Origin of the sequence: Bradyrhizobium sp. WSM2793 (genome assembly GCF_000379585.1) — a bacterium.
In the GTDB taxonomy this organism is placed as follows: domain Bacteria; phylum Pseudomonadota; class Alphaproteobacteria; order Rhizobiales; family Xanthobacteraceae; genus Bradyrhizobium.
On the sequence record NZ_KB902768.1, the window covers coordinates 271803 to 292233 of the forward strand.

The 20431-nt window shown below is 64.8% G+C and carries 19 protein-coding genes and 1 pseudogene; 14 read left to right on the plus strand and 6 right to left on the minus strand.

Features of this window, described 5'->3' with window-relative positions; all coding sequences use genetic code 11:
- The first annotated feature begins 3 nt into the window (after nucleotides 1-3).
- Entirely contained in the window at nucleotides 4-1029 is a 1026-nt protein-coding gene (locus A3AS_RS0101205; RefSeq protein ID WP_018315777.1) for a TRAP transporter substrate-binding protein, read from the plus strand.
- Nucleotides 1026-2913, plus strand: a pseudogene (locus A3AS_RS0101210) (TRAP transporter large permease subunit). The gene A3AS_RS0101205 and the pseudogene A3AS_RS0101210 overlap by 4 nt, the downstream one beginning before the upstream one ends.
- Before the next feature lie 18 nt (nucleotides 2914-2931).
- Here A3AS_RS0101210 and A3AS_RS0101215 read toward each other — a convergent pair.
- The 3 genes from A3AS_RS0101215 to A3AS_RS0101225 form a co-directional block, all read right to left on the minus strand.
- Complete coding sequence (locus A3AS_RS0101215; protein ID WP_018315778.1) at nucleotides 2932-3510, minus strand: amino acid synthesis family protein; 579 nt, start codon at nucleotides 3508-3510, stop codon at nucleotides 2932-2934.
- Nucleotides 3511-3518: 8 nt separating this feature from the next.
- Nucleotides 3519-4382, minus strand: a complete 864-nt coding sequence (locus A3AS_RS0101220; RefSeq protein WP_018315779.1) for a fumarylacetoacetate hydrolase family protein — start codon at nucleotides 4380-4382, stop codon at nucleotides 3519-3521.
- 92 nt (nucleotides 4383-4474) lie between these two features.
- Nucleotides 4475-5176: a GntR family transcriptional regulator gene (locus A3AS_RS0101225; RefSeq protein ID WP_018315780.1), complete on the minus strand. Its 702-nt coding sequence runs from the start codon at nucleotides 5174-5176 to the stop codon at nucleotides 4475-4477.
- A 112-nt stretch (nucleotides 5177-5288) separates the two neighbouring features.
- Between A3AS_RS0101225 and A3AS_RS0101230 the strand changes: the two genes are divergently transcribed.
- The 7 genes from A3AS_RS0101230 to A3AS_RS0101260 all read left to right on the plus strand — a co-directional run bounded on the left by A3AS_RS0101230 (nucleotide 5289) and on the right by A3AS_RS0101260 (nucleotide 13927).
- On the plus strand, nucleotides 5289-6281 hold the full coding sequence (locus tag A3AS_RS0101230) for a zinc-dependent alcohol dehydrogenase family protein (RefSeq protein ID WP_018315781.1): 993 nt from the start codon (nucleotides 5289-5291) through the stop codon (nucleotides 6279-6281).
- A 16-nt stretch (nucleotides 6282-6297) separates the two neighbouring features.
- The gene (locus A3AS_RS0101235) at nucleotides 6298-7203 is read left to right on the plus strand and encodes a VOC family protein (protein ID WP_018315782.1); all 906 of its coding nucleotides are present in this window, start codon (nucleotides 6298-6300) and stop codon (nucleotides 7201-7203) included.
- 72 nt (nucleotides 7204-7275) lie between these two features.
- Nucleotides 7276-8253 carry a tripartite tricarboxylate transporter substrate binding protein gene (locus A3AS_RS0101240; protein WP_018315783.1) on the plus strand — a complete coding sequence of 326 codons (978 nt, stop codon included), beginning with the start codon at nucleotides 7276-7278 and terminating at the stop codon, nucleotides 8251-8253.
- A 131-nt stretch (nucleotides 8254-8384) separates the two neighbouring features.
- Nucleotides 8385-8747 (plus strand): hypothetical protein, encoded by a 363-nt coding sequence (locus A3AS_RS0101245; protein ID WP_018315784.1) that lies wholly within the window; start codon nucleotides 8385-8387, stop codon nucleotides 8745-8747.
- Nucleotides 8748-8848: 101 nt separating this feature from the next.
- The gene (locus A3AS_RS0101250; protein ID WP_018315785.1) at nucleotides 8849-9241 is read left to right on the plus strand and encodes a FixH family protein; all 393 of its coding nucleotides are present in this window, start codon (nucleotides 8849-8851) and stop codon (nucleotides 9239-9241) included.
- A 79-nt stretch (nucleotides 9242-9320) separates the two neighbouring features.
- The gene (locus A3AS_RS0101255) at nucleotides 9321-10742 is read left to right on the plus strand and encodes an efflux RND transporter periplasmic adaptor subunit (protein WP_018315786.1); all 1422 of its coding nucleotides are present in this window, start codon (nucleotides 9321-9323) and stop codon (nucleotides 10740-10742) included.
- Nucleotides 10739-13927, plus strand: a complete 3189-nt coding sequence (locus A3AS_RS0101260) for an efflux RND transporter permease subunit (RefSeq protein ID WP_018315787.1) — start codon at nucleotides 10739-10741, stop codon at nucleotides 13925-13927. Before A3AS_RS0101255 ends, A3AS_RS0101260 begins: the two co-directional genes overlap by 4 nt.
- Before the next feature lie 36 nt (nucleotides 13928-13963).
- On the opposite strand, the gene A3AS_RS0101265 is transcribed toward A3AS_RS0101260, so the two are convergent.
- On the minus strand, nucleotides 13964-15034 hold the full coding sequence (locus A3AS_RS0101265) for a Cj0069 family protein (protein WP_018315788.1): 1071 nt from the start codon (nucleotides 15032-15034) through the stop codon (nucleotides 13964-13966).
- Nucleotides 15035-15451: 417 nt separating this feature from the next.
- Between A3AS_RS0101265 and A3AS_RS0101270 the strand changes: the two genes are divergently transcribed.
- Both A3AS_RS0101270 and A3AS_RS0101275 read left to right on the plus strand, forming a co-directional pair.
- Nucleotides 15452-15685: a hypothetical protein gene (locus A3AS_RS0101270; protein WP_018315789.1), complete on the plus strand. Its 234-nt coding sequence runs from the start codon at nucleotides 15452-15454 to the stop codon at nucleotides 15683-15685.
- Nucleotides 15686-15731: 46 nt separating this feature from the next.
- The gene (locus A3AS_RS0101275; RefSeq protein WP_018315790.1) at nucleotides 15732-16619 is read left to right on the plus strand and encodes a DUF1259 domain-containing protein; all 888 of its coding nucleotides are present in this window, start codon (nucleotides 15732-15734) and stop codon (nucleotides 16617-16619) included.
- Nucleotides 16620-16652: 33 nt separating this feature from the next.
- Here the strand turns inward: A3AS_RS0101275 and A3AS_RS0101280 are convergent, their stop codons facing one another.
- Nucleotides 16653-17060 (minus strand): GFA family protein, encoded by a 408-nt coding sequence (locus tag A3AS_RS0101280; RefSeq protein ID WP_018315791.1) that lies wholly within the window; start codon nucleotides 17058-17060, stop codon nucleotides 16653-16655.
- Between the two features lie 257 nt (nucleotides 17061-17317).
- Between A3AS_RS0101280 and A3AS_RS0101285 the strand changes: the two genes are divergently transcribed.
- The gene (locus tag A3AS_RS0101285; RefSeq protein WP_018315792.1) at nucleotides 17318-17743 is read left to right on the plus strand and encodes a hypothetical protein; all 426 of its coding nucleotides are present in this window, start codon (nucleotides 17318-17320) and stop codon (nucleotides 17741-17743) included.
- 146 nt (nucleotides 17744-17889) lie between these two features.
- Here A3AS_RS0101285 and A3AS_RS0101290 read toward each other — a convergent pair whose 3' ends face one another.
- The gene (locus tag A3AS_RS0101290) at nucleotides 17890-18519 is read right to left on the minus strand and encodes a Crp/Fnr family transcriptional regulator (RefSeq protein ID WP_245283122.1); all 630 of its coding nucleotides are present in this window, start codon (nucleotides 18517-18519) and stop codon (nucleotides 17890-17892) included.
- Nucleotides 18520-19419: 900 nt separating this feature from the next.
- On the opposite strand from A3AS_RS0101290, the gene A3AS_RS0101295 reads away from it, so the two are divergent.
- Both A3AS_RS0101295 and A3AS_RS0101300 read left to right on the plus strand, forming a co-directional pair.
- Complete coding sequence (locus A3AS_RS0101295; RefSeq protein WP_157644189.1) at nucleotides 19420-19887, plus strand: phasin family protein; 468 nt, start codon at nucleotides 19420-19422, stop codon at nucleotides 19885-19887.
- A 209-nt stretch (nucleotides 19888-20096) separates the two neighbouring features.
- Nucleotides 20097-20312: a hypothetical protein gene (locus A3AS_RS0101300; RefSeq protein WP_026201549.1), complete on the plus strand. Its 216-nt coding sequence runs from the start codon at nucleotides 20097-20099 to the stop codon at nucleotides 20310-20312.
- Nucleotides 20313-20431: the final 119 nt, after the last annotated feature.

The following is a 20431-nucleotide window of genomic DNA, read 5'->3' on the forward strand; positions in this document are numbered from 1 at the left end:
ACGATGACCTTGCGCAAGCCGATAACCCTGAGCCGCCGCAAGTTGCTCATGGCCGGCGCCGCGGTGCCGCTATGTGCCATTCTCACCCGCCCGGCCTCGGCCGCGGAATTCACCTACAAGCTCGCGACGGGGCAGGATCCGACGCATCCCGTCAACATCCGCGCCAAGGAAGCGGCCGACCGCATTCGCGAGGCGACGAGCGGCCGGCTCGAGATCAACCTGTTTCCGGCCAACCAACTCGGGTCGGATACCGACCTGTTGACGCAGGTCCGCAACGGCGGCGTCGAGTTCTTCAACCTGTCCTCGCTGATCCTCGCGACGCTGGTGCCGGCTGCAGGCATCGTCAACCTCGGCTTTCTCTTCACGAACTATGACGCGGTCTGGAAGGCGATGGATGGCGAGCTCGGCGCCTATATCCGCGCGCAGATCGCGCGGACGCCGATCATGGCGGTGTCGAGCCCCTGGGATAACGGCTTCCGCCACGTCACGTCCTCTGGTCGCGAGATCAGGACACCGGACGATCTCAAGAATTTCAAGCTGCGCGTGCCGGCCGCCCCCAATCTGACATCGTTGTTCCAGGCGCTGGGGGCAGGCCCCGCGCCGATCAATTTCAACGAGGTCTACTCCGCGCTCCAGACCAAGGTGGTCGACGGTCAGGAAAATCCGCTGCCGATCATCGCGACGGCCCGGCTGTACGAGGTGCAGAAGACCTGCTCCCTGACCGGACACGTCTGGGACAATTACTGGATCCTCGGCAACAAGCGCGCTTTCGAAAAGCTGCCGAAGGATGTGCAGGGGATCGTGACGCGCGAGCTGGATCGCTCCGCCAAGGACGAGCGTGCGGACGTTGCCAAGCTCAGCGATTCCTTGCGCGCCGATCTGACCGCAAAAGGCATGCAGTTCATCGACGTCGACCGCGGCGCGTTCCGCCAGGCCCTGGCCAAGACCAGCTTTTACGCCGACTGGAAGGCCAAGTTCGGCGATGAGGCCTGGGCTCAGCTTGAGAAAGCGGCGGGCAAGCTGTCATGACCGCGATCAACCATATGCCTGGGATCGATCAGGGCGCCGCGGTCGCAGTGCCTCAATCCGGTGTGCACCGCTGGGCCGTCGCGGCCAACAGGGTGCTTGGTCATGTGGTTGCGATCCCGGCGGCACTCCTGGTGCTCGCCGAGATCGTCGTTTTGTCGGCCGGCATCGTCGGGCGATATGTCTTTCACGCTCCGATCATCTGGGCCGATGAGCTCGCCGGCATCCTGTTCCTGTGGCTCGCCATGCTGGGATCGGTGATCGCGTTCCAGCGCGGTGAGCACATGCGGATGACGGCCATCATTGGCATGCTCCGTCCCGGCGCACGTGCCTTCCTGGACGTCGTTGCCGCCGCGGCATCGCTGGCGTTCCTGTTGTTGGTGATCCATCCCGCCTACGAGTTCGCAGCCGACGAGGTGTTCGTCACGACGCCGGCGCTCGAAATCGTCAACAGTTGGCGGGCTGCCGCGTTACCCGTCGGCATCGGATTGATGCTGGTCGCGGCGGTCCTGCGGCTCGCCCGCATCTCGAGCCTGCGCAGCCTGCTCGCGGCCGCGGTGCTCGTCGCAGGCATCATCACCGCGCTCGTTCTCATCGCGCCGGTGTTGAAACCGCTGGGCAATCTCAACCTGCTGATCTTCTTCGTGGTCATCGTCGGCGCCATGGTGCTAGCGGCGGTGCCGATCGCCTTTGCCTTCGGTCTTGCTACCGTCGGCTATCTGGCGCTGACGACGAATACGCCCGATGTGGTCATCATCGGGCGCATGGGGCATGAGCCATCTGATCCTGCTGGCTGTGCCGCTCTTCGTGTTCCTCGGCCTGCTGATCGAGATGACCGGCATGGCGCGGGCCATGGTCGGCTTTCTCGCCAGCCTGCTCGGCCACGTGCGCGGCGGCCTGCATTATGTGCTGGTCGGCGCGATGTACCTGGTGTCGGGCATCTCCGGCTCGAAGGCGGCCGACATGGCCGCCGTGGCGCCGGTGCTGTTTCCGGAGATGACCAAGCGCGGCGCCAGGCCCGGTGATCTCGTCGCGCTGCTCGCGGCGACCGGGGCCCAGACCGAGACCATTCCGCCGTCGCTCGTGCTGATCACCATCGGCTCGGTGACGGGAGTGTCGATTGCGGCTCTGTTCACCGGGGGGCTGCTGCCCGGCATCGTGCTCGCCGTCGGTCTCTGCGCCGTGGTCTGGTGGCGATACCGGGGCGAGGACCTGTCGCATGTGAAGCGGGCGACGGGGAGGGAGATCGGCCGCGCCTTCGTCATTGCCATTCCGGCAATGGCGCTGCCCTTCGTCATCCGCGCCGCAGTGGTCGAGGGCGTCGCCACCGCGACCGAGGTGTCGACCATCGGCATCGTCTACTCGGTTCTCACCGGGCTTCTGATCTATCGCCAGTTCTCCTGGCGCCGGCTCTATCCGATGCTGGTGGAGACGGCGTCACTCTCCGGCGCGATCCTGCTGATCATCGGCGCTGCGACAGGGATGGCGTGGGCTCTCACCCAATCGGGTTTCTCGGCATCGCTTGCAAAGTTCATGACGGCTCTGCCGGGCGGAACGCCTGTCTTTCTCGGCGTGACCATCCTCGCCTTCGTCATTCTGGGCAGCGTGCTGGAAGGCATCCCCGCCATCGTCCTGTTCGGGCCGCTATTGTTTCCGATCGCCCGCCAGGTCGGCGTGCACGAAGTGCACTACGCGATGGTCGTCGTGCTCGCGATGGGCATCGGCCTGTTCGCCCCGCCATTCGGCGTCGGCTATTACGCGGCCTGCGCCATCAGCCGCATCAGTCCCGACGAGGGTATCAGGCCGATCGCCGGCTATATCGTCGCCCTGCTGATCGGCACGCTGATCGTCGCGGCAATTCCGTGGATCTCAACCGGCTTCCTGTGACGCGGAGACGGGCGGCGCTCAGCGCTGCCCGTCATGCACGGAGATCTCGGATGCCTTGAGGCCGCCGATGCGCGCGTGGGGGCGGCCGCCGGTCGCCATCACGAGGCCGAAGGCGATCTCGTCGCGCCGTGGCGCATCCCACAGCGTCATCTCCGCGGTGCCGAAATGGCTGCGGACATAGGCGGCATGGATGTGGCCGAGCGGTACCATCAGGCGCGTGCCGGGACCGCCGATGGTCTTCGCGGCCGGCACAATCGCCTTCGGCTGGCCCAGTACCTCGCGCATGCCATGGCCGCCGGCTTCATGCCAGACGGCGCCTTGCTCGAGCTCGCCGTCCTCGCCGACGATGATGCCTTTGCCATAGGCTTCGATGCGCTCGGCGCCGCCGAGCTGTGCGATCAGCGCGCTCGCAAGCTCGCGCCCGAGCTGACGCAAGGACGCCTGGAACGGCATCAGGTCCGGCTCATAGCGGCCGGCGAAGGGATTGCGGATCACCGCGACGGCGGTTCCGACCAGCAGCGGCTTTTCCAGCCGGGGCCCGCGCTCATGCCAGATGGTCTCGACGCCGAGCGCGGTCTTGCGAATATCGTAGGACATCGGCGGCCCTACGCTTCGTTCACGACGGGATTGCTGAGCACGCCGATGTTCTCGATCTCGACCTCGACCACATCGCCGGCTTTAAGGAAGATCGGCGGCTTGCGGGTGAAGCCGACGCCGGCCGGCGTGCCGGTCGCGATGACGTCGCCGGGGACGAGATCGAAAATGGTCGAGCAATATTCGATCAGCCGCGGGATCGAGAAGATCAGCATCGAGGTGTCGGAGGACTGCACGGTCGCGCCGTTGACGCGCGTTTCGAGCTTGAGCTTGGTGGGATCGCCGATCTCGTCCGGCGTGACCAGCCACGGTCCGAACGGGCCGGTGCCGACGAAGTTCTTGCCCGAAGCGATTTGCTGGGCGTGGCGCTGCCAGTCGCGCACGCTGACGTCGTTGTAGATCGAATAGCCCGCCACATGATTCCATGCGTCGGCCTGGCTGATGTGACGGCCGCCCTTGCCGATGACGACGGCGAGCTCGCCCTCCCAGTCGAAATTGTCCGAGACCTTCGGCCGGATCACCGGCGCGTTGTGCGCAACCTGGGAACGCCAGACCCGCAGGAAGATCGGCGGGAATTCCGTAATCTCGCGCTTCATGCCGAACGCCACGGCTTCATTGTGGTGGTCGAGATAGTTGCGCACGGCGCAGACGATCTTCTCGGGCCGCGGAATCACCGGCAGATATTTGACGTCGCTCAGCGCCAACGTCGGCTTGTGCCCGGCGACGATCGCCTCGCGCCTGGCGTAGTCATCGCTGCCGAGAAAGTCCGCAAGCGTCGGGTACCGGGGCAGGGCGCGGCCCAGATCCACCACGCGGTTTTCGACAACGGCGCCCCAGCTTTCCCGATTTCCGTCCAAGAACGACAGCAGCTTCATGGTTTCGCCCCAAGGGTTCCTATTTTCGATAGGGTGTATTATTTTCGAAAATGAAGCCGGGCGCAAGCCCGCCGCGTGAAAATGCAGCTCGCCTATTCGGCGTCGAGCAGATGGCCGGCGTATTTGGCGACGTTGTCGGAGGTCGAGCGGATATGCGCTTCGATCAGCTGCACGGCGAGATCCGCGTTGCGCGAGATGGCGGCCTGCATGATCGCCTGGTGCTCGCCGGCCTTATCGCGCGGGCGCGGCCGGAAATTGGCGGAGAGATGCCGGTAGCGCTCGGCCCGATCGAACAGCTCGGCGCGAATGGCGAGCAGCGTCGCCGAGCCGCAGGCGGAGACCAGCGCCTGATGGAACTGGCGATGCGCGATCTTCCACTCGGGATCACGCAAGGGATGCTCGGGATCGCGCTGCTCGATTCGCTTCAATCTGTGCAGGGTGGAGATCACCGCGATTTCCCAGTCGTCATCGCCCCGCTCGATCGAGCGGCGGATCAATTCCATCTCGATCAGCACCCGCGCATCGGTGACCTCCACCAGATCCCGGCGGCTGACCGGCGCGACGCGAAAGCCGCGCTGCTCCTGGGCGTCGACCAGGCCTTCGGCGGCGAGCGCGGTCAGCGCCTCGCGCAGCGTCGTGAAACTCGCGCCGAACCGCTCGCGCAGCACGTCGAAGCGCAGCGGCTCGCCGGGCGGAAGCGCGCAGGCAATGATCTCCTCGCGCAGCCGATGCGTGATGTCGGCGGCGATGGTCTTGCCGAATTCCTTGCGGGGGCGGATGGCGCTCTCGGGCATGGGGATCTGTCGCTGAATCGATGCCTCAACATGCCGCGCTAACGAGCATCTTGCAATAATTTTCGTAAACGGTATGATTTTCGAAAATCTGGTCTAGGGAGCACGTGAAGTCATGAGGGCGGTGCTGGTGCGTCAGCCGGGTGGGCCGGATGCACTCGAGGTGGTCGAGCTTCCGGTGCCTGTGCCCGGAGCCGGCCAGGTGCAAATCCGGGCCGAGGCGTTCGGGGTCGGTCAGCCCGACGTGCTGATCCGGCGCGGCGTCTACAAATGGATGCCGCCGTTGCCGGCCAATCCCGGCAACGATGTTGCGGGGCGCATTTCTGCGCTCGGGTCCGGCGTCGAGGGACTTGCCCTCGGCCAGAAGGTGCTGCTCAGCGCCCGCGATCTGGCCCAGCGCGGCGGCTGCTACGCCGATTACGTGGTCGCGCCCGCGGATGCCGTGCACGCGCTGCCCGACAATGTCGATCTGCAGGCGGCCGTGTGCCTGTCGAACTATCAGGTCGCCTACGCACTGCTGCACGAATGCCGTCATCCCCGCGCGCCCGCAAGCGCGCTCGTGATCGGCGCAGCCGGCGGCGTCGGCACGGCGCTGGTGCAACTGGCCAAGCTTGCCGGGATGACCGTCATCGGCACGGTCTCCACCGAAGAGAAGGCTGCATTCGCCAGGGCGAACGGCGCCGATCATGTCATCTTCTACCGAAGCGAGGATGTCGTGGCGCGCACCCGCGAACTGACCAAGGGCGAGGGCGTCGGCCTCGTGCTCGATCACGTCTGCGGTCCCGAGTTCACCTCTTATCTCGGCGCGCTCGGTAAATGGGGCACGCTATTGTCCTACAACGCCTTCGCCGGATTGCCGGAAGAGAATCTGATGGCGGCGATGCGCGATCATCTCGACATCTGTCCGGCGATACGCTGCTTCTCCTTCCACATCTACGACCACGATCGTGACGGACGCCGTGCCCTGATGCGCAGCGTGATCGAGGCCTTGAGCCGCAACGCGATCAAGCCGGCGATCTCGGCGGTGCTGAAGCTCGACGAGGTCAGGAAGGCCCATACGCTGCTGGAGCAGGGCTCCGCGCTCGGCAAGATCATCATGATTCCATGAGGGGGTGAACCGCACGATGAGCACACAAGCACCCATTGCACGCTTCACGCGGCTGCGACACGCGACCTTCACCTCGCCCGATCCGGAGCGGCTGCTCGACTATTATCGCGGCGTGATTGGACTTGGCCTCGTGGCCCGCGATGGCAACCGCCTGTTCCTCGCCAGCGATTCCGAGCAGCTCTCGCTCGTGATCGAGCCCGGCGATGCCGCGCTGAGCAGCATCGCCTTTGAGATCTCCCCGGAGGTCCAGATCGAGGCGCTGGGCGCCGCGCTCAAGCAGGCGGACTTGCGGCCCGAGCTTCGGAGCGATCCCTTGCCTGGTGTGTCCCGGCTGCTGTCGTTTAGCGATCCCGAAGGCACACGTTTCGAGTTGATCCAGGGCTGGACGCCGACGCCCGCCCAGGAGCGGATCGGTGGGCTTGCTGTCGCCAAGCTCGGCCACGTCGCGCTCCGCACGCCCGATCCCAAAGCCGCTTCGGAGTTCTACGCGAACGTAATGGGGCTGCGGGTCTCCGACTGGATCGAGGATCGCTTCGTGTTCATGCGCAGCGGCTTCGAGCATCACACGTTGAATTTCGCGCTCGCGCCTGGCCGCGGTCTGCATCATTTTGCGTTCGAGCTGCGGGGTCCCGAGCACATGCATCGGGCCTGCGACCATCTCGCGCGTCACAAGCTCCCGGTGCTCTGGGGACCGGTGCGTCACGGCCCGGGCCACAACACGGCTATCTATCACCGCAATCCCGATGGGCATCTGGTCGAGTTGTTTCATGACCTCGACCGGATGGTGAACGAAGAGCTCGGCTATTTCGAGCCGCGTCCCTGGCATCGCGATCGTCCGCAGCGGCCAAAAGTCTGGGTCGGGCTGCCGCGCGACGTCTGGGGCATGCCGCCATCGCCTGAATGCACGGAGTTCGCGCGCTAGCGGATTTGAGTTCTAACGGAAGATCGCCGCACGCGCGGCCAACGACATAACAATCAAAGGGAGGATGCATCCATGCGTCGGATGAAGCGGCTTGCTGCGGCCATTTTTCTGCTTGGTGGTTGTCTCGCGACCATCCCGGCATCGGCGGACAATTATCCGTCGCGCCCGATCCGCCTGCTGCACGGCTTTGCCGCCGGCGGCGCGGCCGACACGCTCTCGCGCATCATTGCCGACGGGCTGTCGAAGAAGCTCGGGCAGCCCATCATCGTCGAGGCCAAGCCGGGTGCCGGCGGCAACATCGCGGCGGATGCGGTCGCCAAGGCGGCGCCCGACGGTTATACGCTCGGCCTCGTCACCGGCGCGCACGCGATTTCCGCGGCGACCTACAAGAGCCTCGCCTACCAGCCGGCCGAGAGCTTCGAGATGATCTCGACGCTGGTCTACTACGCGCTCGTCATCGCCGTGCGCAACGACTACCCCGCAAAATCGCTGGGTGAGCTCATTGACATGGCGAAGGCAAAGCCGGGTTCGCTCAGCTTTGGATCGGTTGGTTTCGGCAGCACGCATCATCTTGCCGGCGAGCTGCTGAACGCCACCGCCGGCATCGAGATCGTGCACGTGCCCTATCGCGGCGATTCCCAATCCGTCACCGCGCTGCTCGGTGGCGACGTTCCCGTCATCGTCGGCACGCCCGTGCTGCTGGCTCCGCAGATCCAGAGCGGCGCGATCCGCGGCCTGGCCGTGACTTCGCCGACGCGCACCGCGCTGTTGCCTGATGTTGCGACCGTGCAGGAAGCCGGCATCAAGGGCTACGACGTGCGCACCTGGGCCGGCCTGCTGGCGCCCAAGGGAACGCCGCCTGCCATCATCGCCGCGCTCAATGCCGCGACTCTGGAGGCGCTCGGGGGTCGCGAGCTCAGGCAGCGTCTGGAGACGGCCGTCGGCGGCGAGGTCCGCGGCAGCTCGCCGGAGGAGATGAAGAAGCTGATCGGGACCGAGATCGCCAAATGGACCGGCGTGGTGGAGCGGGCGAAGATCCCGAAGATCTGAGCCGGGCCGGCGGCAGGGCCGGTACCGGCTGGCCCTGCTCACGAATGCTTGATCCGGATCAACAAGCGCCACCGGCACTGGGATATGCTACGAGGGATACGCTGCGACCTTGATAAGGTAACTCGATAAAGATGCGCCTCGTTCGTACCATCCTGGCATTCGCAATCGCCATATCCCTGGCGATGCTGCCCGTTGGCGCGTCCGCATCCGGCCTTGCCATGTCGTCGGACGACATGCAGGCGACCATGCACATGAGCGCGGCCGGCGACATGGCGATGGACGATTGCTGCCCCGACATGGGGACGCCGTTCCAGACCGGCGGTTACAAATGCGGGATGGGCTTCTGCTGCGTCGGCGGCACCATCGCGCTCGATGCCATCAGGCCCGTCGCCTTCGGGCATTTCGCCGTAGCGGTAAGCACGATCGCCATCCCTGAGGATCAGGTCGTCTCCGTCCGCGGCAGCAGTCCTCCCTTCCGACCTCCTCGAATCTGATCTCGCAACAGCCGAACGCGCGCAGCACGTTTGCGCGCGACGACGACTGACGCGTGCGCGCCATGCGCCGCGGCGAAAGATCAGATCATGAGGACAGGACAATGCTTTCCAAATTCACCACCGCGGCGCTCGCCGCCACCCTTTCGCTTGCCGCCTCCGCGGCGATGGCAGGCGCCGGCGACTACGCCTTCGAGGCCGTCACCACGCAAATGAAGAAGGGCGACGACGTTACGCTCTCGGTTCGCCTGACCAACAAGCAGACCGGCAAGCCGGTGGCGGACGCCGTCATCTTCAAGACCCGCGTCGACATGGCCCCGGACGGGATGGCCGAGATGGAATCGGCGGTAGCGCCGCTGCCGTCGAAAGAGCCGGGCGTCTACGCCTTCCGGACGGACCTGCCGATGGCCGGCCGCTACCAGGTCACGCTGTCGGCCAAGGTCCAGGGCGAGCCCGAGACCGTCACCGGCAAGGTGATCGTCACGGCGACCAAGTGAGCGTGCGGACGCCGCGAGCGGCGTCCGAACTTCTCTGTCCCATTCACATGGATGCGCGCACGCCGCGCGAAGGCACACCATGAAGACGCTGCGTCTCCTGACAACACTCGCGCTGGGCGGCGGCCTGGTTTTGGGTGCGTACTGGCTCTCGAACGACGGCCACTGGTCCGTTCATGCCGAGGCGACCCCGGCTCCGGCCCAGGCGGACCGGACCCCGCTCTACTACCGCGATCCCAGCGGCGCGCCGCTCTGGTCCGCCGCTCCGAAGCAGGACGACCGTGGCCGGGATTATCTGCCGGTCTATGAGGACGGTCAGGCGAATGCGGCGGCACCAAAGCCACCGCAGGCGGCTTCCTCGCGAAAAATCCTCTACTACCGTAATCCCATGGGCCTGCCCGACACCTCGCCGGTGCCGAAGAAGGACCCGATGGGGATGAACTACGTCCCCGTCTACGAAGGCGACGAGGTCGACGATGGCACGGTGAAGCTGTCGCCGGGCAAGATCCAGCGCACCGGCGTCAAGTCCGAGCCCGTCCGGCGGCGCGAGATCCGCGTCGCGGTGAGGGCGCCCGGCACGATCCAGCTCGACGAGCGCCGCGTCTCTGTCATCGCGATGCGCGCCGAAAGCTTCGTGCAGAAAGTCGCAGACGTCACCACCGGCACGCGGGTAAAGGCAGGCCAGCCGCTGATGGAGATCTACAGTTCGGCGGTGGCGTCCGCGGCGGCGGAATATCTGGCAACGATCACCTCGAAGACGGTGGGCGGCGTCGAGCTGTACGGCCGCGGCTCGCGGCAACGGCTGGTCAATCTCGACGTGCCCGAGCAGGTCATCGCCGAGATGGAGCGGACGCGCGTTGCGCCCGTCACCGTGCATTGGTCGGCGCCGCGCGACGGCATCGTGCTCGAGCGCAACGCGATCGACGGCATGCGCGCCAATTCCGGCGAGGTGCTGTTCCGGATTGCGGACACCTCGGTCGTCTGGGCGTTGGCCGACGTCGCCGAACGCGATCTCGGCAACATCGAGGTAGGGCAGTCCGTGGCGGTGCGCGCGCGCAGCTTTCCCGGCCGCATCTTCAGCGGCAAGATCGCCGTGGTCTATCCGCAGGTGAACCGCGACACCAGGACGGTTCGCGTCCGGATCGAGCTCGCCAATCCCGACGCGGCGCTGCTGCCGGACATGTATGTCGATGCCGAGATCGACACGGCCGATAGCGCGCCCGTGCTGGCGATCCAGGATAGTTCGGTGCTCGACACCGGCACGCGGCAGGCCGTCCTCGTCGACAAGGGCGAAGGGCGCTTCGAGCCGCGCGAGGTGAAGCTCGGCCGGCGCGGCGGCGGCTACATCGAGGTGCGCGACGGACTTGCCGATGGCGAGGCGGTGGTCACATCCGCCACCTTCCTGATCGATGCGGAAAGCAATCTGAAGGCCGCGCTCAAGGGGTTTGCGGAGGGAGCGCCTCAGCCGTCAGATGCGGGCCATGCGACGGGAGAGCACAAATGATCGCCCGCATCATCGCCTGGTCGGCGCGCAATTTGCTGCTGGTGCTGTTCGGCACCGGCTTTGCGGCCGCCGCCGGTCTCTATGCGCTGATCCACCTGCCGCTGGATGCAATCCCGGATCTCTCCGACACCCAGGTCATCGTCTACACCGAATATCCCGGTCAGGCGCCGCAGGTGATCGAGGACCAGGTCACCTATCCCCTGACCACGGCGATGCTGACCGTGCCGAAATCGAAAGTGGTGCGCGGCTTCTCCTTCTTCGGCGCCTCGTTCGTCTACGTGATCTTCGAGGACGGCACCGACATCTATTGGGCGCGCTCACGCGTGCTGGAATTCCTCAACGGCGCCTCGTCGCGACTGCCCGCCGGCGTCACCCCGACCATCGGCCCCGACGCCACCGGCGTCGGCTGGGTCTACCAGTATGCGGTCCTGTCGAAGGAATTGAACTTGGCGGACACCCGCACAATCCAGGACTGGAATCTGAAATTCGCGCTGGCCAAGGCCGAAGGCGTCGCCGAGGTCGCCAGCATCGGCGGCTTCGTCAAGCAGTACAATGTGGTGCTCGACCCGCAGCGGATGCGTGACCGCGGCATCAGCATGCAGAAAATTCGTGAGGCGATCCGCGCCAGCAACGCCGACGTCGGCGGACGCACCGTCGAGCTCGCCGAGTTCGAATATGTCATCCGTGGCAAGGGCTATATCAAGAGCATCAACGATCTCGGCAACATCGTGCTGAAGACCTCCGGCGGAACGCCGGTGCTGCTCCGCGACGTCGCCAATGTCGAGCTCGGACCGGACGAGCGCAGGGGCATCACCGAGCTGAATGGCGAGGGCGAGGTCGCCAGCGGCATCGTGCTGCAGCGCTTCGGCGTCAATGCGCTCGACGTCATCGAGAACGTCAAGAAGCGCTTCAAGGAGATCGCGAGCAGCCTGCCGAAATCGGTCGAGATCGTGCCGGTCTACGATCGCTCCAACCTGATCTACGCGGCCATCGACACGCTCAAGCACACGCTGTTCGAGGAGAGCGTCGTCGTCGCGCTGGTCTGCATCGTGTTCCTGCTGCATGTCCGTAGCGCGCTGGTCGCGATCCTGATGCTGCCGGTCGGGGTGCTGATGGCGTTCGGTGCCATGAAGCTGCTCGGCCTCGGCTCCAACATCATGAGTCTCGGCGGCATCGCGATTGCGATCGGCGCCATGGTGGATGCCGCGATCGTCATGATCGAGAACGCCCACAAGCATCTCGAGCGCGCCGGGCCCGGCCAATCGCGCGTGCAGGTCCTGATCGATGCCGCCGCGGAGGTCGGCCCCGCGCTGTTCTTCAGCCTGCTGATCATCACCGTGTCGTTCATGCCGATCTTCACGCTGGAATCGCAGGAGGGACGGCTGTTCAGCCCGCTGGCGTTCACCAAGACGTTCTCGATGGCGGCCGCGGCCCTCTTGTCCGTGACGCTTGTGCCCGCCCTGATGGTGATCTTCGTCCGCGGCCGGATCGTGCCGGAGAGCAAAAATGTCATCAATCGTTTCCTGATCTGGATCTACCGGCCCGTGATCAAGGGCGTGCTTCGCGCCAGGACGCTGGTGATCCTGGTCTCGGTCGCAGTCCTTGCCGTCACGATCTGGCCGGCCCGCCAGCTCGGCACCGAGTTCATGCCGGCGCTGAACGAGGGCACGCTGCTCTACATGCCGACGACGCTGCCCGGCATCTCCGTCACCAAGGCGGCCGAACTGATGCAGACGCAGGACCGCATCATCAAGTCGTTCCCCGAAGTCGCCTCCGTCTACGGCAAGGCCGGACGGGCGGCGACCGCGACCGATCCGGCCCCGACCGAAATGTTCGAGACGGTGGTCAATCTGAAGCCGAAGGAGCAGTGGCGGCCCGGCGTCACCGTCGACAGTCTGATTGCGGAGATGGACAAGGCGCTGCAGTTTCCCGGTGTCTCCAACGCCTGGACCATGCCGATCAAGGCGCGCATCGACATGCTCTCCACCGGCATCCGTACGCCTGTCGGCGTCAAGGTCATGGGCACCGACCTCGTCGAGATCGACCGGCTGGCGCGGCAGGTCGAGCGGGTGATCAAGACCGTTCCGGGCACGTCCTCGGCTTACGCCGAGCGCGGCATCGGCGGCTACTATCTCGAGATCGTTCCGGACCGCGAGGCGCTCGCCCGCTACGGCATTTTGATCCAGGACGTTCAGGACACCATCGCGGCCGCGCTCGGCGGGCAGACGGTGACGACGACCGTGGAGGGCCGGCAGCGGTTCACGGTGAACATGCGCTATCCGCGTGACCTGCGCGACAATCCCAAGGCGATCGCTGGCGATATCCTGGTTCCGATGCCGGCGGGCGGCGCCGTGCCGCTCGGCGAGGTGGCGAAGGTCGAGCCGGCGCGCGGGCCGACGTCGATCCGCACCGAGAACGGCCAGCTGGCGACCTACATCTATGTCGACATCCGCGACCGCGACATCGGCAGCTACGTCGCGGACGCGCAACGCGCGGTGACGGAGAGCATCCAGTTTCCCGCCGGCACCTATGTCGTCTGGAGCGGCCAGTACGAATATCTCCAGCGCGCGGCAGCGCGCCTGAAGATCGTCGTGCCCGTGACGCTGACGATCATCTTCCTGTTGCTGTACCTGAATTTCAGGGCACTCACCGAGACGCTGATCGTGATGCTGTCGCTGCCGTTCGCGCTGGTCGGCGGCATCTGGATGATGTGGTGGTTCGGCTTCAATCTGTCCGTCGCGGTCGCCGTCGGCTTCATCGCGCTCGCCGGCGTTGCCGCCGAGACCGGCGTCGTGATGCTGATCTACCTCGATCACGCGCTGGCCGAGATGAAGGCGAGGCGCGAGGCCGAGGGCGGGGTCTTCACCCGGCGCGATCTCCATGACGCCATCATGGTGGGCGCGGTCGAGCGCGTCCGGCCCAAGATGATGACGGTTGTCGCCATCATGGCGGGCCTGCTGCCGATCATGTGGAGCACCGGTGCCGGATCGGAGATCATGCAGCGCATCGCGCTGCCGATGATCGGCGGGATGATCTCCTCGACACTGCTGACGCTGATCGTGATCCCGGCGATTTTCGGGCTGGTGAAGGGGCGGGGACTGCCTGATGGCGAGCAACCGGCGCTCGTCGACGAATATGCCGTTGAAACGGAAAACGGCATGCACGCTCCGCAAGCGGCCGAATAGGATCGCTAGACGTTGTCCGGCTTCCCGGGCTTTGGCTCAGCCGGACCGTGTCTCCTGGCTCCGCAGCAGGCGGTGCGTCACCGTTCGTGCGATCGCCGCCGGCGCCTCCTCGGGGATCGCAAAGCAGGAGCTCGCGTTGATCTCGCACAGCACGTAGGTGTCGGCGCCCGCCGCATCGCGCGGCCCGTACAGGAAATCCGCATCCCAGATCACCGGCAGTGACGATTCATCGATGCCGAGCGTTTCCACCATCTGCGGCGTCCATTCATCCTCCATCGACCTTCGCAGCGCCCGGAACGGCGGGGCATCAGGGCCGTGCATGATCCGCGGGCCCGGCTGCGCCTCGGGCGCGTCGGGGCCTTCCGGAGGCGGTGGGATCAAGGCCTTGATCAGTTGGTGCCCAAAGCCCGCGACGCTGGCGCCGCTCATGTAGCAGCGGATCATTCCGTCGGGCAGGCGAGGTTGAAACGCCTGGTCGATGATGCAGCCGCCCCAGCCGAAATACGGTGCGCAGCGCGCCACCAGATCGTCGAACCTGATGTCCTCGGGCCGGCTCCCGCGCTGGGCCGGGAGCACGCGAACCGGCTCGGTCGTGTGCGGAAGCGCTTCGACCTTCCAGACGCCTTGGCCGCCATTGCCGCGATTTTGCTTGAGCACGCGGGGGCCGTCCGCCCGAAGGCGCGGGGGAAATTCGGCGCGGAACGCAGCGGCGGTGTCATAGCGATGCGTATCGGTCCCCCAGCCCAGGTGGCGCGTTCGGTAAAGCACCTCCTTGACGCCCATCTTCTGGATTACGTCGGGATGGGCGCTCACCCACGGTCCCTGCGCGGCGACGTCGCGCAGCAGGGCATCGAGCTCGGCGCGCGTCTTGCCCTGGTGGATCGGATCGACCCAGACCAGCACGCCCTCGGCCGCCAGCAGTTGATCGCGGACTGCGTCGGCAAAGCTCTCGTCGTAGATCACGGGACGCGCGTCGATGCCGACGGCGGCGAGCGCTTCGAAGACGCGGACGAAGCGGCTGTTTTGCGGCGTTGCATCCTGGCGGGCGGCGGCGTCTCCGCGTGAGAGGATGGCGATAACATTGCGGGAAGAGAAGTCGGTGTCCATGCGCAAGCTCCACGAATGGCGTGCTGCGCAGAGCTTGGACCGGGGTCTCACGGGGAGTCTGCTTCGTCCCCACGTGACGAACCCTAATGAGATCGTCCGGTCGTTTCAAGATGCCGGTTGGCGCGGTTCCGTTCCGAGTGAACTCTTCGTGACGCGCCTCGGCGATGCGCCGGTTGACAGCTGGGCCACCCGGGTTTCTATTCGTCGCGACGGGGATTTGCGATCTCCCCGCGAGGCGACATGCCCAAGCATCGCGTCCTGATCACCAAGGACGCAGCATGTCATCGTTTCCCAATCTCATCAGACAAATCGGGATTTTTCATTCGTGCACGGCGGCCGCGCCGAAGCGCGTTGGCGTCATCTCGTCGCGCCGCGCCGAACGACTTCACCTGGGGCAGGAGACGCCAGGAGAATGTCATGCGGAGAAGGGTCATCTTTCACACAATCCTCTTTCTGGCGATCGCCAGCGGGCTGTCGAGTGCACGCGCTCTGACACAAGAGGAGGTCGTCGCCAGAATCCAGGCGGCCGGCTACACGCAGGTCAGCGACATCAAATCGACAGCCGAGGGCACGACCGCAAAAGCCGTGAAGAACGGCAAGGACGTGCGGCTCGTCGTCGACAGCGCCGGCCAGATCAAGGAGCAGAAGTGAACCCTGGGGCACGGGAGCCTGAAATCCAAGCTTAGGGAGCAGTTCAATGCGAAAGACAATTTTGGCACTGATCGGCGTCAGTGCCTGCTTCATCTCGAGCGCTCGTGCGCAGGATCTCGACTGGAAGAAGGTCGATGAAACACTGGGCCGCAAGCCCGCCGTTGCGGACGATGTCCACCGCTACGCCTTTCCCCGCACCGATCTCACCGTGACTTTGGACGGGGTGACGATCAAGCCGGCGCTGGCGCTCGGCGGCTGGCTCGCGTTCAAGCCCGCGCATGGCGGTGCCATGGTCATGGGCGACCTCGTGCTCCTCGAGACCGAGATCAATCCCGTGATGGCGAAGATGATCGCGAGCGGTCTGGAGATCACCGCCGTGCACAATCATCTGCTGCGCGCGAGCCCGGCGACGTTTTACATGCACGTCGCCGGACACGGCGATCCCGTCAAGCTGGCCTCGGCGATCCACGATGCGCTGGCCGAAAGCAAAACCCCCTTGACGGTCGCGGCGCCGGCAGGCCCGCCGCCTGCCATCGACCTCGACACCGCAAAGCTCGATCAGGTCATCGGCGTCAAGGGGCAGGCCAACGGCGGCGTCTACCAGTTCAACGTCAAGCGGCGCGACCCGATCACGGAGGACGGCATGCTGCTGACCCCCGTCGGTGCGATGGGCGTTGCGATCGCCATCAACTTCCAGCCGACCGGAGCAGGCAAGGCCGCCATCACCGGCGATTTCGTCCTGACCAGCGACGAGGTGAATCCGGTCATCGTGGCGCTGCGCACGCACGGCATCGAGGTCACGGCGCTGCACAGCCATATGCTGGACGAGCAGCCGCGACTGTTCTTCATGCACTTCTGGGCCAATGACGACGCGGTCAAGCTCGCGAACGGCCTGCGCGCCGCGCTGGACAAGACTGCAAGCACCAAAGGCTGACGGCGGGGCCGAGCCGGCGGTGATGTCTCGCGCTTACGGCTGCGGCGGAAAGCGGTCGAACGTCGGCAGTTCGTGCGCGTGCTCCATCCAGCGCAGGCGCTCGGCGACCTGGATGTGCATCGTCGGCGGCACGGCCTCGGGATCGTCATAGGTCGCGCTCTGGATATCGATGATCCCGGGCATCAGGCTGGCATTGTCGTAGAACAGGCCGGTGCCGCAATTGGCGCAAAAGTGCCGCCGGACATGTTCAGAGGAGCGGTACACCTTCGGCTCGCCCTTGGTCACCTTGAGAGCGCTCTCCGCATACATCGTCCAGCCGACCACCGGAGCGCCGGCGTGGAGCCGGCAATCGCGGCAGTGGCACAGCGCATGCACGATCGCCTCGCCCTCGACCTCGTAACGGATTGCGCCGCAGTGACAGCCGCCGGTGATGGTGCTCATGCATTCCTCCGATGGAAGGCGGGTTTGGTGGATCGATAACTCGCGAGACGCGCGGCTTCAACGGCGCAAGCGATTTGAAGTTGCGTCCTACTGTCGCCTGACAGCTGCTGCCACGCCAAGCCCTCGGCGCCGCGGCTTCGCCACGGGATCTTCAGCCTCGGTTTTCCACACCCACGACCCGCAGTATCGAATTGCGGATCCAACCTACTAGCGATCGATAATTTGCCAGCGCCGTCGGGCGCAGCTTTGATGACGGCATGAGCACCAAATCACGCGAGGTCATCTGGGGCGGCCGGATTCTGGGTGCGGAAATTTCGGCCAAGCACGCGCGCGAGGAGGCCAGGAAGGCGGTTCGCGAGGCTGATCGGGCCGAAGCCGAAGCCTGGTCGGTCCGCATGGAAGGTTACGGTGGTCCCTCACAACCCTCGCCGACGATCGGCCAATGCCTGAACGGCGGCATGGGCTGGCTCGAGGTCGAGTGCAACAGGTGCAAGGCGCGCGCGAGCCTGCCGCTCGATGCGATCCGCCGTCCCCGCGATACGCCGATCTGGAAGCTGGAAGCCTCGCTCAAGTGCCGGTCATGCCGAAAGGGACGTTCCGCGCCGCCCGTCCACATGATCAAGCTGACGGCCACGCAAAGCATCACGCCCTACAAATGGGTGCATCCGACCGAGGAGCGGTAATCAGGCGCTGCGACGACAACAGCCCGCGCGCCTTGTCGATCTCTTGCCGCTGGCGCCGGATGTCGTTCCTCGCTGGGGCGTCGGCTCTTCGGGCTAGACCGGTCATCGTCACGGTCAAATCTGCCTCGGCAGAACCAAACGCGAGTTCAAGCTGGATCGATAGAAAAGATATCGTCGACTTCGAGACGCATGGTGTCGCGGCATTCGCACGCCGCCGCTGCGAGCCGCGATGGGTCGATCTCGATTTCGCCTCGCCGCTCAGATCTGATCGCTCCGGAAGCACGCAGATTGCGCATCAGGAGCGTCACCGTCGTCCGTCGCACACCCAGTATTTGCGAAAGCGTCTCCTGCGTGAGCGGGAGGACGTCGTGGTCGACGCGGTCGTGAAGATGGAGCAGCCAGCGTGCCATGCGGGCTTGGACCGGATGCAGCGCATTGCAGGCTCCACCGATTTGTAGCTGTATCAGCATTGCCTTGAAGTGAAGCTGGACAGCGTGGCGGATCGCGGGGCTACGGCTAAAAGCCGCGTGGAATCGCGATACGGGGATCCGCGAGGCGGTGCCGGCGGCACGAACGATGGCGGTAAGGGCCGCAGGGGACGGCCCCAGCACGGAAAGGGTGCCTACTGCTCCCTCGCGCCCTATCGCAGCGCTGGCGACCGTCTCCCCGTTCGCCATGTCGATCATCACCGAAATGGCCCCACTATGAGGGAAGAGGACGTGCTCGGTCTGGTCACCCGCCCGCGAGATGACCGCGTCCCGATCGAGCGCGACCATCTCCAGCTCGGGTGCTAGCAGACCGAGATCTGCCGCCGGTAGGGCGGCGAGAAGTCGGTTACCAATTCCGCTGGGATGCGTCACGGTAGCCCACCGCGAACCGCATTTCGAGCGGCATAGGACGGCAAACTCGAACTTTGTTTGAAACCGCGTACGCTTCGCTCTCCGAAATCCAATTCAGCTGCGGAAGCTCTCAATTTCAAAAATAAAACTCCGAACACACGCGACCGCGAGGCGCGTTTTGCCTTACGCCATCATTCAGGACTTAGATTCAAGCGCTATGTGGCACAATTGCAAAATGCGTATGGGTAACACCATAAGGGGTTCCAATTTCCGGAGCGCGGCAAACGCAGCGGTGAGAGAGTTGGGCGAACCATGCCTTTCACCGCGATCGGCGCGATCTACGCGATGATGAGCACAAGCTACTGAAAGGGCCGTTCAGGAACTCCGCCAGCACACTCCGCCGGTTTCGTTTGTCCGAAAGTGGCCCGTGAGCGATAGGCAGGGTGAAGCAGAGGGGCAGGCGGCTTGAGGCTTGCAAGCTACCGTTGCAGGCACGTCGCGTGATGTCCGTTCTTGCGCAAACGTAGCGCATCCCAACGCAGCCAGCGCGGGGCTCCTTTGCAAGGCTTGCGCTAAGGAAGGAACTTCCTGCCCCTTGCGATATCCCAGTTATGCACAGTCACTCCCCGACATACCTTCGTCTGTGTTGACAATCCCAAAAAAAGTTTGAGCGAGAGTCACAAACCGAACCGACTTCCCGCTTCTCGCAGCACAAAGTCGTGGCGGGTCGGGGCTAGATCAAGGCTCATCCAAAATCTGATCGAACACAGAGCGTGAGCTCTCGTGACGCAAGCGAGCGTTGCGAGGAGTGCTTTCGCTTGAGAAAGGAAATGTTGCGTGACTGAAAGCCAAACGAAACTGCCGCCGAACGGAACGAACATTTTCGCGATGCCATGGTTGGATTTCTCGAAGGTCGTGTTGCCCGGCGTGGGGCGCGAGCTTGCCGAGCAGGGCCTCGCCCGCGCACGGGAAGGCTGCGAGAAGATCAAGGCCGCATCGGAAGAAATGACGCAGGCGCTGCGTGAGACCTATTCGAGCAATGCGAGATGCACGACCGACTACGGGCTCAAGGTGTTCGAAATCTCAAACGCCAATGCCGCTTCTGCGCTCGATTTCTTCGTCGATCTGTTCGGCAGCAAGTCCGCGACCGATGCCTATACATTGTCGGCGGCGCAAGCGCGCAAGGCTTTCGACACCGCCTCTGACCAGAACAGGGAATTGTGGGCGCTTGCCCAGAAGCTCGCGACGGAAACGGGTGAGCCGATCAGGAAGCATTTCACCAGGGTCCTCCACCCAGGCGGCTAAAAGCGCGTTCAATTTCACATTCGGATTCGTCTGAGGAGGAGATCCGGCTGGTTGGACCACGCCCAACTGAGCGAGCACGCCCCACTGCCCCATGCTCGACCAACAAGGTGCGCGATGCCTCTCAGGCCTCGCACCGACGAGAGGCGCATTCCAGCCGGCCGGTGTTTTTCTGCAAACCACAACAAAGACAAATCGCAAGGGAGGGCAACATGGGAATGGTCATGGTCAAATGTCCACAAACCGGACACGCGATTCCCACCGGCATCAAGACTGATCGCGAGAGCTTTGGACGCCGCGCGGTGTTTTTCTCCCGCACCCGGTGTCCGATCTGCCGCACCGATCACGCATGGTTCGCGCGGGAAGCCTGGGTCGACGAGCCGGCCACCCGCGCCGCGAGCTGGCGTCTGGTACCGGAATATGGATGAAATGGTCGCCGGCGCCCTCATTGAAAGGCACCGCGTCAAAGACGACATGACGCATGAGTTGGTGCTGGCGGACCACAGCTCAGGGTCTTGATCTTTCCAGCAGCGTTAAATGCCAAGAC

Coding starts and splice junctions, on each gene's coding strand:
- A3AS_RS0101205 (WP_018315777.1), top strand. CDS start 4: ATGACCTTGCGCAAGCCGATAACCCTGAGCCGCCGCAAGTTGCTCATG.
- A3AS_RS0101215 (WP_018315778.1), bottom strand. CDS start 3,510: ATGTCCTACGATATTCGCAAGACCGCGCTCGGCGTCGAGACCATCTGG.
- A3AS_RS0101220 (WP_018315779.1), bottom strand. CDS start 4,382: ATGAAGCTGCTGTCGTTCTTGGACGGAAATCGGGAAAGCTGGGGCGCC.
- A3AS_RS0101225 (WP_018315780.1), bottom strand. CDS start 5,176: ATGCCCGAGAGCGCCATCCGCCCCCGCAAGGAATTCGGCAAGACCATC.
- A3AS_RS0101230 (WP_018315781.1), top strand. CDS start 5,289: ATGAGGGCGGTGCTGGTGCGTCAGCCGGGTGGGCCGGATGCACTCGAG.
- A3AS_RS0101235 (WP_018315782.1), top strand. CDS start 6,298: ATGAGCACACAAGCACCCATTGCACGCTTCACGCGGCTGCGACACGCG.
- A3AS_RS0101240 (WP_018315783.1), top strand. CDS start 7,276: ATGCGTCGGATGAAGCGGCTTGCTGCGGCCATTTTTCTGCTTGGTGGT.
- A3AS_RS0101245 (WP_018315784.1), top strand. CDS start 8,385: ATGCGCCTCGTTCGTACCATCCTGGCATTCGCAATCGCCATATCCCTG.
- A3AS_RS0101250 (WP_018315785.1), top strand. CDS start 8,849: ATGCTTTCCAAATTCACCACCGCGGCGCTCGCCGCCACCCTTTCGCTT.
- A3AS_RS0101255 (WP_018315786.1), top strand. CDS start 9,321: ATGAAGACGCTGCGTCTCCTGACAACACTCGCGCTGGGCGGCGGCCTG.
- A3AS_RS0101260 (WP_018315787.1), top strand. CDS start 10,739: ATGATCGCCCGCATCATCGCCTGGTCGGCGCGCAATTTGCTGCTGGTG.
- A3AS_RS0101265 (WP_018315788.1), bottom strand. CDS start 15,034: ATGGACACCGACTTCTCTTCCCGCAATGTTATCGCCATCCTCTCACGC.
- A3AS_RS0101270 (WP_018315789.1), top strand. CDS start 15,452: ATGCGGAGAAGGGTCATCTTTCACACAATCCTCTTTCTGGCGATCGCC.
- A3AS_RS0101275 (WP_018315790.1), top strand. CDS start 15,732: ATGCGAAAGACAATTTTGGCACTGATCGGCGTCAGTGCCTGCTTCATC.
- A3AS_RS0101280 (WP_018315791.1), bottom strand. CDS start 17,060: ATGAGCACCATCACCGGCGGCTGTCACTGCGGCGCAATCCGTTACGAG.
- A3AS_RS0101285 (WP_018315792.1), top strand. CDS start 17,318: ATGAGCACCAAATCACGCGAGGTCATCTGGGGCGGCCGGATTCTGGGT.
- A3AS_RS0101290 (WP_245283122.1), bottom strand. CDS start 18,519: ATGGTCGCGCTCGATCGGGACGCGGTCATCTCGCGGGCGGGTGACCAG.
- A3AS_RS0101300 (WP_026201549.1), top strand. CDS start 20,097: ATGGGAATGGTCATGGTCAAATGTCCACAAACCGGACACGCGATTCCC.